The 15,698-nt window shown below is 69.6% G+C and carries 16 protein-coding genes; 4 read left to right on the forward strand and 12 right to left on the reverse strand.

Annotation, left to right across the window (positions count from 1 at the left end; genetic code table 11):
- Positions 1–7: 7 nt before the first annotated feature.
- Positions 8–637 carry a class I SAM-dependent methyltransferase gene (locus HD596_RS06015; protein WP_185078311.1) on the reverse strand — a complete coding sequence of 210 codons (630 nt, stop codon included), beginning with the start codon at positions 635–637 and terminating at the stop codon, positions 8–10.
- An 85-nt stretch (positions 638–722) separates the two neighbouring features.
- Between HD596_RS06015 and HD596_RS06020 the strand changes: the two genes are divergently transcribed.
- The 3 genes from HD596_RS06020 to HD596_RS06030 are packed head-to-tail and all read left to right on the forward strand — an operon-like array spanning position 723 to position 2,484.
- Positions 723–1,175: a pyridoxamine 5'-phosphate oxidase family protein gene (locus HD596_RS06020; protein ID WP_185068317.1), complete on the forward strand. Its 453-nt coding sequence runs from the start codon at positions 723–725 to the stop codon at positions 1,173–1,175.
- Complete coding sequence (locus HD596_RS06025; protein ID WP_185068318.1) at positions 1,172–1,363, forward strand: ferredoxin; 192 nt, start codon at positions 1,172–1,174, stop codon at positions 1,361–1,363. The genes HD596_RS06020 and HD596_RS06025 overlap by 4 nt, the downstream gene beginning before the upstream one ends.
- Positions 1,364–1,395: 32 nt before the next feature.
- Entirely contained in the window at positions 1,396–2,484 is a 1,089-nt protein-coding gene (locus HD596_RS06030; RefSeq protein WP_185068319.1) for a Zn-dependent alcohol dehydrogenase, read from the forward strand.
- Between the two features lie 115 nt (positions 2,485–2,599).
- On the opposite strand, the gene HD596_RS06035 is transcribed toward HD596_RS06030, so the two are convergent.
- The 9 genes from HD596_RS06035 to HD596_RS06075 all read right to left on the reverse strand — a co-directional run bounded on the left by HD596_RS06035 (position 2,600) and on the right by HD596_RS06075 (position 13,008).
- Positions 2,600–3,232, reverse strand: coding sequence for a Fic family protein (locus tag HD596_RS06035; protein ID WP_185068320.1), 633 nt, complete (start codon positions 3,230–3,232; stop codon positions 2,600–2,602).
- 746 nt (positions 3,233–3,978) lie between these two features.
- The gene (locus HD596_RS06040) at positions 3,979–4,980 is read right to left on the reverse strand and encodes a sugar phosphate isomerase/epimerase family protein (protein WP_185068321.1); all 1,002 of its coding nucleotides are present in this window, start codon (positions 4,978–4,980) and stop codon (positions 3,979–3,981) included.
- 3 nt (positions 4,981–4,983) lie between these two features.
- Positions 4,984–6,141 carry a Gfo/Idh/MocA family protein gene (locus HD596_RS06045; RefSeq protein ID WP_185068322.1) on the reverse strand — a complete coding sequence of 386 codons (1,158 nt, stop codon included), beginning with the start codon at positions 6,139–6,141 and terminating at the stop codon, positions 4,984–4,986.
- A gap of 11 nt (positions 6,142–6,152) precedes the next feature.
- Positions 6,153–7,199, reverse strand: a complete 1,047-nt coding sequence (locus HD596_RS06050; RefSeq protein ID WP_185068323.1) for an ABC transporter substrate-binding protein — start codon at positions 7,197–7,199, stop codon at positions 6,153–6,155.
- Positions 7,196–8,125, reverse strand: a complete 930-nt coding sequence (locus HD596_RS06055) for an ABC transporter permease (protein WP_246554162.1) — start codon at positions 8,123–8,125, stop codon at positions 7,196–7,198. Before HD596_RS06055 ends, HD596_RS06050 begins: the two co-directional genes overlap by 4 nt.
- Before the next feature lie 86 nt (positions 8,126–8,211).
- Positions 8,212–9,696, reverse strand: a complete 1,485-nt coding sequence (locus HD596_RS06060) for a sugar ABC transporter ATP-binding protein (RefSeq protein WP_221519203.1) — start codon at positions 9,694–9,696, stop codon at positions 8,212–8,214.
- A gap of 15 nt (positions 9,697–9,711) precedes the next feature.
- Positions 9,712–10,869, reverse strand: a complete 1,158-nt coding sequence (locus HD596_RS06065) for an ROK family transcriptional regulator (RefSeq protein ID WP_185068325.1) — start codon at positions 10,867–10,869, stop codon at positions 9,712–9,714.
- 154 nt (positions 10,870–11,023) lie between these two features.
- Positions 11,024–11,896 (reverse strand): SDR family oxidoreductase, encoded by an 873-nt coding sequence (locus HD596_RS06070; RefSeq protein ID WP_185068326.1) that lies wholly within the window; start codon positions 11,894–11,896, stop codon positions 11,024–11,026.
- Positions 11,897–11,949: 53 nt separating this feature from the next.
- Positions 11,950–13,008, reverse strand: a complete 1,059-nt coding sequence (locus tag HD596_RS06075) for an MBL fold metallo-hydrolase (RefSeq protein ID WP_313042947.1) — start codon at positions 13,006–13,008, stop codon at positions 11,950–11,952.
- Positions 13,009–13,052: 44 nt separating this feature from the next.
- On the opposite strand from HD596_RS06075, the gene HD596_RS06080 reads away from it, so the two are divergent.
- The gene (locus tag HD596_RS06080; protein ID WP_185068328.1) at positions 13,053–13,898 is read left to right on the forward strand and encodes a glutathione S-transferase family protein; all 846 of its coding nucleotides are present in this window, start codon (positions 13,053–13,055) and stop codon (positions 13,896–13,898) included.
- On the opposite strand, the gene HD596_RS06085 is transcribed toward HD596_RS06080, so the two are convergent.
- Both HD596_RS06085 and HD596_RS06090 read right to left on the reverse strand, forming a co-directional pair.
- Entirely contained in the window at positions 13,846–15,129 is a 1,284-nt protein-coding gene (locus HD596_RS06085) for an MFS transporter (protein ID WP_185068329.1), read from the reverse strand. The two genes, HD596_RS06080 and HD596_RS06085, sit on opposite strands and share 53 nt — an antisense overlap.
- Entirely contained in the window at positions 15,126–15,689 is a 564-nt protein-coding gene (locus HD596_RS06090) for a winged helix-turn-helix domain-containing protein (protein WP_185068330.1), read from the reverse strand. Before HD596_RS06090 ends, HD596_RS06085 begins: the two co-directional genes overlap by 4 nt.
- Between the last annotated feature and the right edge of the window lie 9 nt (positions 15,690–15,698).

The following is a 15,698-nucleotide window of genomic DNA, read 5'->3' on the forward strand; positions in this document are numbered from 1 at the left end:
GGGCCCCTCAGATCCCGGGGCCGACGCGCTCCAGCACGCGGAGCGAGCCCTCCACCGACACCTCGCTGAAGGCGCCCGACCGCACCGCCCGCTGGTAGACCCGGTACGGCGCCTGCCCGCCGTCGGCGGGATCGGGGTAGATGTCGTGGAAGACCAGCGCCCCGCCCTCCATGACGTGCGGCGCCCAGCCCTCGTAGTCGCGGGTCACCGGCTCCTCGGAGTGCCCGCCGTCGATGAACAGCATCCCCAGGGGCGTCCTCCACAGCGCGGCGACCTGCTCCGACCGGCCGACGATCGCGATCACCTCGTCCTCGAGTCCCGCGGCCGCGATCGTGGCCCTGAACGTCGGCAGCGAGTCCATCTTCCCGAACCGGGGGTCCACCAGCGTCGGGTCGTGATGGGCCCACCCGGGCTGGATCTCCTCGGAGCCCCGGTGGTGGTCCACGGTGACGACCACCGACCCGGCCTGCCTGGCCGCCGCGCCGAGATAGACGGCCGACTTCCCGCAGTACGTGCCGATCTCGCAGACGGGGCCCAGCTTCCCGTACCTGCAGGCGGCCTCGTACAGAGCCAGACCCTCGTTGTGCGGCATGAATCCCTTGGCGTGCTTCGCTGCGTAGAGCAGCTCTGACGGCATCGTCATGGGGATGCAGCCTAGCCGAACCGAACAACATTCCAGGGGACTCTTGCAGGGCCGTTCTGAAACCTGTTCTACTTGCAACGTGAATCAGCGCGCTCGCATCGCCATGTCGGACGACGACGTCACCGCCTTCCTGGAGAGCTCACGCAAGCTGCAGCTGGCCACCATCAACGCGGACGGCACGCCCCACCTGGTGACGATGTTCTATGGACTCGACAAGGGACGCATCACCTTCTGGACCTACGCGAAAGCCCAGAAAGCCCGCAATCTTGCCCGCGACTCCCGGGTGAGCTGCCTGATCGAGACGGGCGACGACTACGCCGAGCTCCAAGGCGTCCTCGTGTACGGGAACGCCGAGCGGGTGGACGACCGTGACCGCGTCCTGGACATCGGGATGATGGTCGCCCGGCGGATGACCCCGGGCGTACCGGACGAACTGCTACGCCCGTACGTGGAGCAGACCGGGCAGAAGCGAGTTGCGTACGTCGTGGAGTACACCAAAGTGGTCTCATGGGATCACAGGAGGCTCGCATGAGAGTCAAGGTGGACGAGCTGGTCTGCGAGGCCAACGCCGTGTGCATGGGGCTCGCGCCGGAGGTGTTCGAGGTGGACGACGACGACCAGCTCCACATCCTGCTGCCAGAACCACCCCCCGAGATGCGGGACCGCGTCCGCCACGCCGTCCGGTCCTGCCCCAAAGCCGCCCTTTCCCTAGAGGAATAGCCCCGCTAGGCACCAGCCGGAGGAGGAACCCCATGCGCGCCGCGATCCTGCACGCCGTAGGCAACGACAAGCTGGACATCCGCGACGACGTCACCCTGGCCCCCGTCGGGCCGGCGGACGTACGCGTACGGATCAAGGCGACGGGCGTCTGCCACTCGGACCTGTCGGCCATGACCGGCGTACTGCCGCAGCCCGTGCCGCTGGTGCTCGGGCACGAGGGCGCGGGTGAGGTGGTCGAGGTGGGCGAGCACGTCACCTCGCTCAAGCCCGGCGACCACGTGGTCATCAACTGGCGTCCCGGCTGCCAGGAGTGCGACCTGTGCCTGGGCGGCCAGCCGTACCTGTGCATCAAGTACGTGGTCGAGGCGTTCAGCAAGGGCAACTTCCGGTTCGGCGGCGACGGGGCGACGGCGTACGGGATGGCCGGGTGCGGCACCTGGGCCGAGGAGATCGTCGTGCCGTGGCAGGGCGCGATCAAGATCGACGAGGACGTGTCGTGGGAGGCGGCGGCCCTGATCGGCTGCGGCATCACGACCGGCGTGGGCGCCGCGATCAACACCGCGAAGGTCCGCCCCGGCTCCACGGTCGCGGTCATCGGCTGCGGCGGCGTCGGCCTGTCGGTCATCCAGGGCGCCCGCCTCTCCGGCGCCCGCACGATCCTCGCGATCGACCCGCTGGAGTCCAAGCACGAGCTCGCCAAGAAGGTCGGCGCCACGCACGCCGTCACCCCGGAGCAGGTCCCCGACGCCCTGAACGAGCTCACCGCCGGCGCTGGCTTCGACTACGGCTTCGAGGTGGTCGGCAAGGCGGCCACGATCCAGAGCGCCTGGCAGATCACCCGGCAGGGCGGCGACGTCGTCGTGGTCGGGGCGGGCGCGGTGGACGACATGGTGTCGATCTCGGCGTTCAGCCTGCTGTTCGAGGGCAAGAACCTGCTGTCCAGCCTGTACGGGGAGGCGGACGTGCGCCACGCCTTCCCCTATTTCGCCAAGCTCCACAAGGCCGGCAAGCTGGACCTGGAGTCGATGATCAGCGCCCGCATCCGCCTGTCGGACCTGAACGACGCGGTGGCGGCGTTGCGGGGCGGCGAGGTCCTCCGCCAGATCGTCGTCATGGACTGACTCCGTTCGGAGTGAGAGGGGCCGCGGCGGCAAGGCGCCTGAACGCGCATCGCCGCGGCCGCCAGCCACCCGCGCCACACCTGGAGCTCACAGGTCCGCCTGCGCGCCCGCGTTCTCACAGGACTCCCGGAGGCTCCTCGAAGTCCGGATGGCAAGAGACAAGGAAGGCGAGCGCAGCGGTGGCGTCCTTGGTCCGGCAGAAATCGACCATTGTGACGTTGAACTCCGCTCGCCGGAGCGCCGGAACGCTGATGGCATCAATTCCATGCGACATCAGGTGGCCGTTCATCATGGTCCGGCCGGTACGCTTGTTGCCATCGAAATAGAATTGCTGCAGGGCGGCGAATAGAAAATAGACGAGTGCCTGCTCGAACGGAGATGATATCTCGGCTTTGATAGCCGCCACTCCGTCGGAGAATATACGGTGCAGGTTCTCGCCACCAGGCTCCGTGGCAGGCGGCATATATCGACCGTGCTCCCCTAGGCTGACACCCGGGGTGAGGGTCAGCGAGCCCTCTCCTTTGAAGTGCCCTACCTCCAGGGCCTCGCCTTCGGCGATCAGATGATGGAAATGATCCGACGTGGGCTTGTCCAGCTTGAAGTGCTGCGACTTCACCACTTTGACCAGCTCTCTGGCCGACTCGGCGAGGTTCAGCACCTGACGCTCGTCGGTGACCTTCCGCCCTCCCACTGTGATGCCGTCCATCAGGGTCTGCACTTCCGGATAGGTAAAGGGATTGCCAGCCATGCGGGTGGCGACGGCCTAGCCCGCAGCCCCAGAGCACCAGAGCCACCTGGAACTCCTGCAGTCGGCCTCCCTCAGAGGCGTCTACCCATGTCCGAGCGGACCCGTCGAGCGGATGCGCATCAGAGACGCCTCCGGTGTGACTCGATAGCGGCGACCGCCAGGGCTCAGCGCGCCGTCGGCGACCAAAAGCCCCAATCGTCAGCATCACCACAGGTCTGGATAACACAGCCTAATTGGCGCTTGATCTGAAGTGCACTGAAAGTGCTGTTCAATCAGGGGTGCGGGCACGGCCGAACTTGCTGTCGCGGGGGCGTGGCTACGCATCGGCCCTCCGCGGGAAGCTGGGCTTATCCTTACACGCTGCCATCTGCGATGAAAGGATAAGCCTTATCCTTTCATCGCGGCGGCGTTGGTGAAAGGATAAGCGGCCTCCCCACACGACATCTGGCGTCAGCGCGACGAGGAAGAAGCCTCCCTCTCGAGGTGAGCCCTTTCGCCTCGTCGATGGCTGCAAGTTGCGACGGTCAATCAAGGAACCACTTCGCCCTCGGCCGACGCCGGGGTGCGCGAGGGGCGGGAGCCCCTCGCCTCGGGGTGGGCTCCAGCAGGCCAAGCCGGTAACCAGGCAACGGGTGGGCGCCGGCGAGCGAAGCGAGCAGGGGGGGTCGAAGGGGGCGTGAGCCCCCTGGGAGGCGCTGGCTGGAATCCCCAGGCGCGCAGCGCCCCCCTTGTGGAAGGCCTTGCTGTTACGTCGTGGAGAAGGCCGCGTCGAAGGCGGTGGCCGGTGGGGTGATGGAGTTGAGGTTGCGGATGTAGGCGAGCGCCTCCCTGGCCCCATCCAGCCGGTCCATCCCCGCGTCCTCCCACTCGATCGAAATGGGCCCGTCGTACCCGATCGAGTTCAGCGCCCGGAAGCAGTCCTCCCACGGCACGTCGCCCCGCCCCGTCGAGACGAAGTCCCAGCCGCGGCGCATGTCGGCCCACGGCAGGTGCGAGGACAGGCGGCCCTTGCGGCCGTCGCCCACGCGCATGCGCGTGTCCTTGCAGTCGACGTGGTAGATCCGGTCCTTGAAGTCCAGGATGAACCCGACCGGGTCCAGGTCCTGCCAGACCATGTGGGACGGGTCCCAGTTCAGGCCGAAGGCGGGGCGGTGGCCGATCGCCTCCAGGGTGCGCACGGTGGTGTAGTAGTCGTACGCGATCTCGCTCGGGTGGACCTCGTGCGCGAAGCGCACCCCGACCTCGTCGAAGACGTCGAGGATCGGGTTCCAGCGGTCGGCGAAGTCCTGGTAGCCGGCCTCCACCATCGACGCCGGCACCGGCGGGAACATGGCGACCGTGTGCCAGATCGACGACCCGGTGAAGCCGACCACCGTGTTCACGCCCAGCAGGGCGGCCGCGCGGGCGGTGTTCTTCATGTCCTCCGCCGCCGCTTGGCGTACCGACTCGGGGTCGCCGGAGCCCCAGATGCGGGCGGGGAGGATGGACTTGTGGCGCTCGTCGATGAGGTCGCACACCGCCTGGCCGACGAGGTGGTTGGAGATGGTCCAGACCTTGAGGCCGTGCTTTTCGAGCTGGGCTTGCTTCTGCTCCACGTACGACGGGTCCGCCACGGCCTGGGCCACGTCGAAGTGGTCGCCCGAGCAGGCGATCTCCAGGCCGTCGTAGCCCCATTCGGCGGCCAGCCTGCACACCTCCTCGAACGGCAGGTCGGCCCACTGCCCCGTGAACAGGGTGACAGGTCGCATGTGTCAGTCCTCCACGTTCATGTAGCGGCTGCCCTCAGCCGCGCTCCGCTCGACCGCCTCCAGCACCCGCTGCACCCGCAGCCCGTCGGCGAACGACGGCGAGGGGTCGGCTCCGGTGGCGATCGCCTCAAGGAAGTCGTTGATCTCGTGGGTGAAGGTGTGCTCGTAGCCGAGCCCGTGCCCGGGCGGCCACCAGGCGCCCACGTAGGGGTGGTCGGGTTCGGTGACGAGGATCCGCTCGAAGCCGCCGCCTCCGGAGCTGAACCACAGCTCGTTCATGGCCTCGAAGTCGAACGCCAGGCTGCCGAGCGAGCCGTTGATCTCGATGCGCATCGCGTTCTTGCGGCCGTAGGCGAAGCGGGTGGCCTCGAACGAGGCCAGCCCTCCGCCCGAGAGCCGGCCGATGAACAGGGCCGCGTCGTCCACGGTCACCGGGCCCATCTCGCCGGTGCCGGTGGCCGCCAGGCCGGCCGACGCCGCGGCGACGGGGCGTTCCTTGATGAACGTCTCCGTCAGCGCGGAGACGCCCACCAGCCGCTGCCCGGTGATGAACTGGGCCGCGTCCACGATGTGCGAGCCGATGTCGCCCAGCGCGCCCGCGCCCGCCTTGTCCTTCTGCAGCCGCCAGACCAGCGGGAACTCCGGGTCGACGATCCAGTCCTGCAGGTACGCGGCGCGTACGTGCCTGACCTCGCCGATCCGTCCCTCCTCGACGTACCGGCGGGCGAGCGCGATCGCGGGCACCCGCCGGTAGTTGAAGGCCACCATGCTCTTGACCGAGGACGGCGCCGCCTGCGCGGCCCGGACCATGGCCTCGGCCTCTTCGACGGTGTTGGCGAGCGGTTTCTCGCAGATCACGTGCTTGCCCGCCTGCAGCGCGGCGACGGCGATCTCGGCGTGCGAGTCACCGGGCGTGCAGATGTCGACGATCTGCACGTCGTCGCGCCTGATCAGCTCTCTCCAGTCCGTCTCGACGTCGGCCCAGCCGAGCTGTGCGGCGGCCGCCTCGGTGCTCTCCTTCGACCTGCCGCCGAGCACCGCCATGCGAGGCACCAAAGGCAGGTCGAAGAAGGCCGAGACGCTGCGCCAGGCCTGGGAGTGGACTCGGCCCATAAAGGCGTAGCCGATCATGCCCACGCCGATGGTGGTCTTGTCTGACATGCAACCCCCGATCAGGATTCGAAGCCGAGCGCCAGGTACTTCTCGACGTTGTCCTTGGTAATGGTCTCGGATGCGAGCGTGATGGACTGCGGAACCTGGTTCTCCACCAGATCAGTCATGCCCTTCCCCTGCGCGATCAGACGTGCGAGTTTGATCGCCGAGGAGGCCATCGTGGGGCTGTAGGTGACCGTGGCCTTCAGCACCGACGTACCGGACTGGATCTCCTTCATCGCGTTCAGCGAGCCGGCGCCGCCGACCATGATGAACTCGTTCCGGTTGGCTTCCTTGATCGCGGCCAGCACGCCGATGCCCTGGTCGTCGTCGTGGTTCCACATGGCGTCGATCTTCTTGTGCGCCTGGAGCAGCGACGTGGCCACCTGGTTGCCGGTCTCGACCGTGAACTTGGCGTCCTGCTTGGCCGTGACGCTGAACCCGTACGTCTTCAGCGCGTCGGCGAAGCCCTTGCTGCGGTCCTGCGTCAGCGGCAGCGTGGCGATGCCCTGGATCTCGACGATGACGGGGTTGGCGACGCCCTTGTCCTTGAGCTGCTTGCCGATGAAGTGCCCGGCCGCGACGCCCATGCCGTAGTTGTCGCCGCCGATCCACGTGCGGTAGGCCAGCTTGTCGGGGAAGACGCGGTCGAGGTTGATGACCGGGATCCCCGCCTGGGTCGCCTGCAGCGCGACCTGGTTCAGCTGCTGGCCGTCGTTGGGCAGGATGACCAGCGCGCTCACCTTGGCCGCGATGAGCGACTCGACCGCGGAGATCTGCTGGTTGATGTCGTTCGTGGGCTCGACGGGCTTGAAGTCGACGTCGGAGTACTGCTTGGCGGCACTCTCGGCGTTCTTGGCGATGGCCGCGATCCAGCCGTGGTCGGCGGCGGGCGCCGAGAACCCGATCGTGACCTTGTCGCCCGGCTGGTCGTTGCCGCTGGCCGCGGGGGCGGGCGCGGGGGCCGAGCTGCTGGGCGCGGCCGCGGGCTGGTTGCTGGTGCAGCCGGTCGCTAAGAGTACGGCTCCGCCGACCAGGAATCCCCTGCGCGCGACGTTCTCACTCATGGTGCTCTCTCCTTCAAGTTCCGCCGCTGGAGAAGGACCGCGACGACGATGATCAGGCCCTTCGCGATCAGCTGGTCGCTGGTGTTGAGGCCGTTGAGAATGAAGAGGTTCGTGATGAGGGTGAAGATCAGCAGGCCCAGGATGGAGCCCACGATCGTGCCCCGGCCCCCGGTGAGCAGCGTCCCGCCGATGATCACCGCGGCGATGGCGTCGAGCTCGTACAGGTCGCCGTGGGTGGACGAGCCCGTCGTCGTACGCGCCATGATGAGGATCGCGGCGATGCCGCAGCAGAGCCCCGACAGGGCGTAGAGCAGCATCGTGTGCCTGCGCACGTCGATCCCGGCGAGCCTGGCCGCCTCGGGGTTGCCCCCGACCGCGTACGTCCGCCGCCCGAACGTCGTGCGGTTGAGCACGATCCACCCGAGCACCACGACCAGGGCGAAGATGTAGACCAGCAGCGGGATGCCGAGCAGGCGCGTGGTCGACAGGTCCACGATGGCGGAGTTGTCGGACTGGATGAGCTGCGTCTTGCGGTCGGACATGCGCTGCGCCAGCCCTCGGGCGGCGACCAGCATGGCCAGCGTCGCGATGAACGGCACCAGTCGCCCGTAGGCGATGAGTAACCCGTTGACCAGCCCCGCCCCGGTGCCGACGAGGATGGCGCAGATCGCCATCACCACCGGCCCGTACGACTGCGTGGCCAGCGTCGTGGCCCAGACCGAGGCCAGCGCCATCACCGCGCCGACCGACAGGTCGATGCCGCCGCCGATGATCACGAACGTGGCCCCGACCGTGATCACGCCGATCGTGGCGGCCAGTGAGAGGATGCTGACGAGGTTAGAGGTGGTGGCGAAGTTCTCGGGCCTGGTGACCAGGCCGACGACGATCAGCAGCGCCAGGGCCGCCAGCAGCCCTAGATGTCGCATTTCTCCGAAACTGGCGCGGAAGCCGCCGCCCGGCGACGGGGGCGACCCCACTCCCGCGAGCGGCCGGTCCGTTGTGGGCTCGCTCATCACGCCGCCCTCCCATTCATGATCATGTCGAGTACGCGGTGCTCGTCCAGGCCCTCGGCGTCGCCCTCGTGGATGACCGTGCCCTCGCGTAACACGAGCACCCGGTCGGCCAGGCCGAGCACCTCGGGCACCTCGCTGGAGACCAGCAGCACGCCGATCCCCTGCTCGGCCAGGTTGCGGATCACCGCGTACAGCTCGGCCCTGGCGCCCACGTCCACGCCTCTGGTCGGCTCGTCGAGCAGGAGCAGCTTGCGGCCGCCGAGCAGCCAGCGGGCGAGCACGGCCTTCTGCTGGTTTCCACCGGACAGGGTCCGGATCGGGCGTTCGGGGTCAGGTGGCCTGATGTCCAGCATTTCCGACAGGCGCTTGGCCTCGGCCCGCTCCCGCTTGCGGTCGATCCAGCCGAACCTGGCGAACCCCGGCAGGGTGCCCAGCGTGATGTTGGCGGTGACGCTCTGGTCGAGGAGGAGGGCCTGGGCCTTGCGTTCCTCCGGGGCCAGGCCCATGCCGCGCTTGACGGTGCCGACGACGCTGCGGCGCACGGGGGTTCCGGCGAGCAGGACGCGGCCCGAGGCGGGGCGGGCGCCGTACACGGCCTCCAGGATCTCCGAGCGGCCCGAGCCGACGAGCCCGGCCAGCCCGACGATCTCGCCCGCCCGCACGGAGAACGACACGTCCGAGAAGACGCCCGGCGAGGACAGGTTCTCGACCTTGAGCACCTCCTCGCCCGGCGAGCGGCCGGCCCGGGGCGGGAAGACGTACTCGACGTTCCTGCCGGTCATGAGCGAGACGATCTCCGCGGTGGGGGTGTCGCGCGCGGGCAGGCCGACGGCGACCGTGCGGCCGTCCTTCAGCACGGTGACCCGGTCGCCGATCTCGCGGATCTCCTCCAGGCGGTGGGAGATGTAGACCACGGCCACGCCCTGGGCGGTCAGCTCGCGGATGATGCGGAAGAGGTTCGCGACCTCGTCGTGGGCGAGGGCGGCGGAGGGCTCGTCCATGATGATCAGGCGGGCGTCGTGGGAGAGCGCCCTGGCCATGGACACGACCTGCTTGGCCGCCGGCGACAGCCGCCCCACCTCGGCCGACGTGCGGATCTCCCCGTGGCCGAGCCGTTCGAGCACCTCGCGGGCGGCGCGCCTGGCGGCCGCCCGGTTGACGAAGCCGAAGCGGGCGTGCTCGTGGCCGAGGAAGATGTTCTCGGCCACGCTGAGCCCGTCGACCAGGTCGAGTTCCTGGTAGATCGTGGCGAACCCGAGCCTGATGGCGTCGATGGGGCTGCTCGGGCGCACTTCCTGGTCGTTGAACCGGATCGTGCCCTCGTCCGGCTGGTGCACTCCGGCCAGCACTTTGATCAGGGTGGACTTGCCGGCGCCGTTCTGGCCGAGCAGGCAGTGCACCTCGCCCGCCCGTACGTCCAGGTCGACCCCGTCCAGCGCGCGCACCCCGGGGAACTGCTTGACGATGCCCTTCATGACCAGCATCGGGGAAGATCCCTTTCAGGCGTTGACGATCCGGTTGATGTTGTCCGGCGACAGGTAGTGCTCGATGGCGAGGATCCCCGCCCCGAGCGCGGCCGCGTTGATGCCCGTACGGCTCGGCGTGATCGACAGGTGGTGCGTGGCCAGCGGGAGCGACCTGCGGTAGACCGTCTCCCTGATCCCGGCCAGCAGGTGCTCGTGCACCCGCGACAGCGCGCCGCCGATGACGATGACCTCGGGGTTGAAGAAGTTGACCAGGCCGGCCAGCACCTCGCCGACGAGCCGGCCGGCCTCTCTGACCAGCCGCAGCGCCTGGGTGTTGCCCGCCTGTACGAGCGCCACGACGTCGGCCCCGGACTCGGCCGGCAGGCCCAGCTCGCTCAGCCGCCGCGCGATGGCGGCGCCGCCGGCCACGGCCTCCAGGCAGGCGCTGTTGCCGCACCGGCAGCCCGCGTCGTCGTGGCCGCTGACCCGGATGTGCCCGATGTCGCCGGCCGAGCCCTGGGCGCCCCTGTGCAGCTTGCCCTCGGCCATGATGCCGCAGCCGATGCCCGTGCCGACCTTGACGAACAGCAGGTGGCCGGCGCCGGGGAAGGAGTGGCGGTGCTCGCCGAGCGCCATCACGTTGACGTCGTTGTCGACCAGCACCGACACGCCGTCGAAGTATTCGGGGATGGGGTAGTCGTTCCAGCCCGGCATGATCGGCGGATTGTTCGGCCGCCCGGTGGCGAACTCCACCGGCCCCGGCACCCCGATCCCGATGGCGCGCAGCGCCGACCGCGGCCGCCCCGCCTCGCCGAGCAGCCGGTCGAGACGCTGGTCCACGTGGGCGAGCACTTTCTCCGGCCCCTCGTCGATCAGCAGCGAGTCCTCGCACTCGGCCAGCAGGTTGCCCGAGATGTCCATCAGCGCGACCCGGCAGTGGGTGGCCCCCAGGTCGACGCCCGCGAAGGCGTGCTCCTCGGTGTGCAGGCGCAGCTGGCGCGGCGGCCGGCCGCCGGTGGACTCACCGCTCTCCGTCTCCTCGACCAGCCCGCGCTCGATCAGCGCGTCCACGCGCTGGGAGATCGTGGACCTGGCCAGGCCGGTGAGCCTCGCTAGATCGGATCGGGTCGTGGCCGAGCCTGCGCTGATCAACGTCAGCACATCTCCGGCTGAGCCCGGCTGGGGGGTCATGCCGCGACAATAAGATCACCGATGCGGCAAATCAAGAGTGCGCATCGACAAAACTCCGGCGACTTCCGCCGAAGATCGAACAAAGCCCGATTTTTCGGGCTTTAGTGGATCCCCGCCGCCGGCGTGCGGTGCCCGGCGGCGGGGATCGCAGGCGTCAGAGCATCGCCTTCATCGAGTCGGCGGCCGTGAGCACGTAGGGCTGCTCGGCCATGACGGCCTCCCAGTTGTCGGCGACGGCCTCCGGCGTGAGGTCGTCGGTCTTCCAGCCCGGCCCCTCGGCCACGAACACCCGAGCCACCCGGCCGCCGCCCACGCTGAACACCTCGCCGCTCGCCTCGCACGTCTCGTGCACGAGGTAGGCCACCAGCGCGCTCACCCGCTCCGGCGTGAACTTGGCCTCGAACTCGGCCGGCAGCAGCGCCTCCGTCATCCGGGTCCAGGCGATGGGCGCGATGGCGTTGGCCTTGATGCCGTTGCGGGCGCCCTCGATGCCGAGCGTCTTGGTCAGCCCGACCAGGCCCATCTTGGCGGTGGAGTAGTTGGCCTGGCCGAAGTTGCCGAACAGGCCGGCCGGGCTGGAGGTGTTGACGATGCGGCCGTAGCCGGCCGCCTTCATCAGCGGGTACGCCGCCTGGCTGACCAGGTACGAGCCGCGTACGTGCACGGCCAGCACCCCGTCGAAGTCCTCGACCGTCATCTTCCCGAACGATTTGTCCCGCAGGATGCCGGCGTTGTTGACGACGATGTCGACCTTGCCGAACGCGTCCACGGCGGCCTGCACGATGGCCCTGGCGCCCTCCGGCGTGGCGACGTTGTCGGCGTTGGCGACGGCCTGGCCGCCGTTCTTCGTGATGAGCTCGACCACGTCGGCGGCGGGCCCCGTGGAGGCGCCCGTGCCGTCGAGCGCGCCCCCGAGGTCGTTGACGACGACCTTGGCGCCGCGCTCGGCCAGCAGGAGCGCGTGCGACCTGCCCAGACCGTGCCCGGCGCCCGTGACGATCGCGACCCTGTCATCGAACCGAAGCATCGAACCTCCCACGCAGGAGAACAACATTCTGTTACGAGCTACGATAGACCGCGTCAGGGCAGGCGCCACAGGTCCGGCTCGCCGGGCTCCCTGCGTACCCGTCCCTTGGCCGCCAGCCACGCCAGGTGGGCCAGCGTCTCGTTGTTGGCCGCGCGCCGCATGAACGGCGGGATCGTCTCCCACGGCCGCGACCACGAAAGGCGGGTGGCCACGTCCCAGCACGTGACGCCGTCCTGGGCGCCGACCACCTGCTCGATCTCCGCCAGCCGCGCGTCGTGGTGGGCCAGCACGTGGTCCACCCGCTCGGCCAGCTCCAGGAACCGGTACTCGTGGGCCGGCAGCACCTCCTCCACCTCCAGCTTGCGCACGGCGGCCAGCGCGTCGAGGTAGTCGGCCAGCGGGTTCGGACCCGACTGGGGGTGGACGGCCACGATCGGCGTGATCTTCGCCAGCACGTGGTCGCCGGAGAACAGCAGCCGGCGCGAGGGCGAGACGAAGCACAGGTGGCCGGGCGAGTGGCCGGGCGTCCAGATCGCCCGCAGGTCCCAGCCGGGCAGGCCGAGCTCGTCGCCGTCCTCGACCAGCCGGTCCGGTTTGGCCATCGAGACCACGTGCCTGATCATCATGGACGCGCCGGCCAGCTCGTCCAGCGTCAGCGGCGGCACGCCGCAGCGGGCCAGCAGCGCGCGTTCCCGATCCACGAGGGAGTCGATGACCTCGTCGTCGTAGCGTTCGCGGATCAGGCGGGCGTCGGCCGGGTGCAGGGCGATCCAGGCGCCCGACGTCTCGCGGATGCGCCCGGCCAGGCCGTAGTGGTCGGGGTGGATGTGGGTGACGAGCACGCCCTTGACGTCGGTGATCGCGTACCCGGCCACGCCGAGACCCGCGACGAGCGCGTCGTACGCCTCGTCGGTGTTCCACCCGGCGTCGACGATCACCACTCCGCCGGGCAGTTCGAGGACATAGACCAGCACGTACCGCAGGGGGTTGACGGGGATCGGCACCGGGACCGACCACAGCCCCGGACGCACCCGCTCGACCTCGGGGATCGCCCCGCCCACCCACGCCTCCCGCTGCGCCTGGCTCGCGGGAGTCACCACAAATTTCGACACATGCCGAATATAGTTCTGTGTCCGAATCATGCTCTACTGGGGTCATGAAGCTGCGCCGCGAGCTCTCCGACGATGGCCGGTTCGTACGGCAGCCGAACCGCTTCACCGACCGCCTCGGCCCGCCCGAACCGGGCCGCTACCGCCTCTACGCCTCCTACGCCTGCCCGTGGGCGCAGCGCGTGCTGATCGTCCGGGCGCTGCTCGGCCTGGAGGACGTGCTGGACGTCACGATCGTCGACCCCATCCGCGACGAGAAGGGCTGGCGCATCCCGGACGGCGACCCCGAGTATCTGTCGGAGCTCTACCACGCGACCGACCCCGACTACACGGGCCGCTACACCGTGCCGTGCATCTGGGACGCCGAGGACAAGCGGATCGTCACCAACGACTTCCCGCAGATCACCCTCGATCTGGAAATGTCATGGGGAACCTCCCCGGACCTCTATCCGGAACGTCTTCGCCCCGACATCGACATCATGAACGACCGCCTCTACCACGGCCTCAACAACGCGGTCTACGAGGCGGGCTTCTCCCGCGACCAGCAGGCGTACGAGGAGGCCGTGGCCCGGGTCTTCTCCACGCTCGACTTCCTCGAGGTCCGCCTGGCCGAGTCGGAGTACCTCTTCGACGTCCTCACCGACAGCGACGTGCGCCTGTACACGACCCTGGCCAGGTTCGACGCCGTCTATTACGGGCACTTCAAGTGCTCGGTCCGGCGGCTGACCGACTATCCGGCGCTATGGGCGTACGCGCGCAGGCTGTACGCGATCCCGGCCTTCCGCGAAACCACCGTCTTCGACCAGATCAAGCGTCACTACTACATCACCCAGACCAACATCAACCCGAGTGGGATCGTGCCCGTGGGGCCGGAGATCGACTGGAGCCTGTAGGCCCGGGCATCCGTACGAACAGCAGGGCCGAGGCCAGCACCACGAGCGCGGCGCCGATCCACGCGACGGCCACGCCCGCCTGCCCGGCCAGCGCGCCGAGCGTCAGGTTGGCCGTGACCCCGCCCGCCTGCAGCGACAGCGAGCTGGTCGAGGTGATGGTGGTGCGCTCGGACGCGCTGACCGCGTTGTGGGTCATCTCCAGGCAGAGCAGGCCCGCCACCGAGAGCCCCACGAAGAGCGTCATGTACGCCAGCCCCGCGCTCACCAGCCCCGCCGGGCCGTCGAGCCCCGCGGTCGCGGCGAGCGCCCCGACGGACAGCGCGGCCAGCACGGAGCCGGCGATGGCGCCCCTGGCCGAACCCCCGGCCAGCCGTGCCACGCGGGGCGCCAGCGCGGCACCCGCCGCGCTGCTCGCGAACCCGAGCGCCGAGACCACGGCGTAGGCCAGGCTGCCCCGCTCGGCCGTGCCGGCCAGCTCGGCCAGCCGCCCGGGGGTGAGCAGCTCGATGCTGCACAGCACCACGCCGGAGGCCGCCGCGGCGGCCGTCATGCGGCGCAGCACGGGTGCGCCCGCCGCCAGCCGGATGCCCGACACGACCGTGGCCGGCACCTCGCGCAGCACGCTCGCCGGCGACCTGCGGACGTGTTCGGGCTCCGGCATCGCGAACACCACCACGACCAGCAGCACGGCCGCCGCCACGGCGCCCACCAGCGGCGGCGCGGCCAGCGGGAAGATCACCTGCGGCGGGACGAGGAGCGGAAGGCCGCCGCCCGCCAGCACGCCCACGCACAGCGCAACGGACTCCATCGCGCCGCCCCTGGCCAGTCCCGGCTTGAGGTCGGCGGCGCGGCCCTCGATCCCGTGGAGCGTGTCGACGTACCAGGAGGTGGCCGGGCCGCTGGACAGCGCCCTGGCCACGCCCTTGAGCACGCCGCCGGCCACGAACATCCAGAACGTGGTGGAGACCGCCATCAGCGCGAGCGCGGCCACGGTGAACGCGGCGGAGACGGCCAGGACCACGCGCCGCCCGAGGACGTCGGCCAGGCCGCCGGTCGGCAGCTCCAAAGTGGCGGTGACGACCGAGAACACCGTCACCGACAGCCCCACCTCCGCCAGACCGAGCCCACGCGCGGTCATGAGCAGCACCATGGTGGCCACCATCAGGCCCAGGGGCAGCCAGGTCAGGAAGCTGACGAGCATGTAGCGGCGTAAGGCCGAGCGAGCGGTCACGACTCCTCCTTCGATCGGGGTACGGCGCCGTGCCAGGCGCTGACCTGCCTGGACTCGGGATCGCCGGCGTATTTGGCGGCGAGGTCGCGCAGCAGCGCCTCGGCCTTGTCGTTGAACTCGCGCACCCCGGCGGGCGGCAGCGAGACGATGTGGTCGCTCGTCCCCGCCACGTCGGCCCACTCGCGCGGCCAGCCCCCGAGGTCGAACTCCTCCATCACCCGCCCGACGAACTCGGCCTGCCGCAGGTGCATGATCCGGACCGCCTCGCGGCCCTCGGCCGTGGCGGACAGCTCGCCGGCGTCCCACGAGGTGTAGTCGTGGCGGGCCCGCCAGCGCCGCTCGCGCCCGTCGCGCCGGTCGTCGTCCTCCTCGATGAAGCCGTACTTGAACAGCTCCCGGAGGTGGTAGCTGGTGGAGCCCGAGCTCTCGCCGACCTTGCGCCCCAGCTCGCTCGCGGTCGCGGGGCCGTCGGAACGCAGCAGCCCGAGCAGGCGCACGCGCAGCGGGTGGGAGACCGCTTTGAGCACCCGCGGGTCACTGATCTTGTACTGCTCCTTCATGCCTTCCAC

The sequence above is a fragment of the Nonomuraea jabiensis genome (assembly GCF_014204795.1).
Taxonomy (GTDB): domain Bacteria; phylum Actinomycetota; class Actinomycetes; order Streptosporangiales; family Streptosporangiaceae; genus Nonomuraea; species Nonomuraea jabiensis.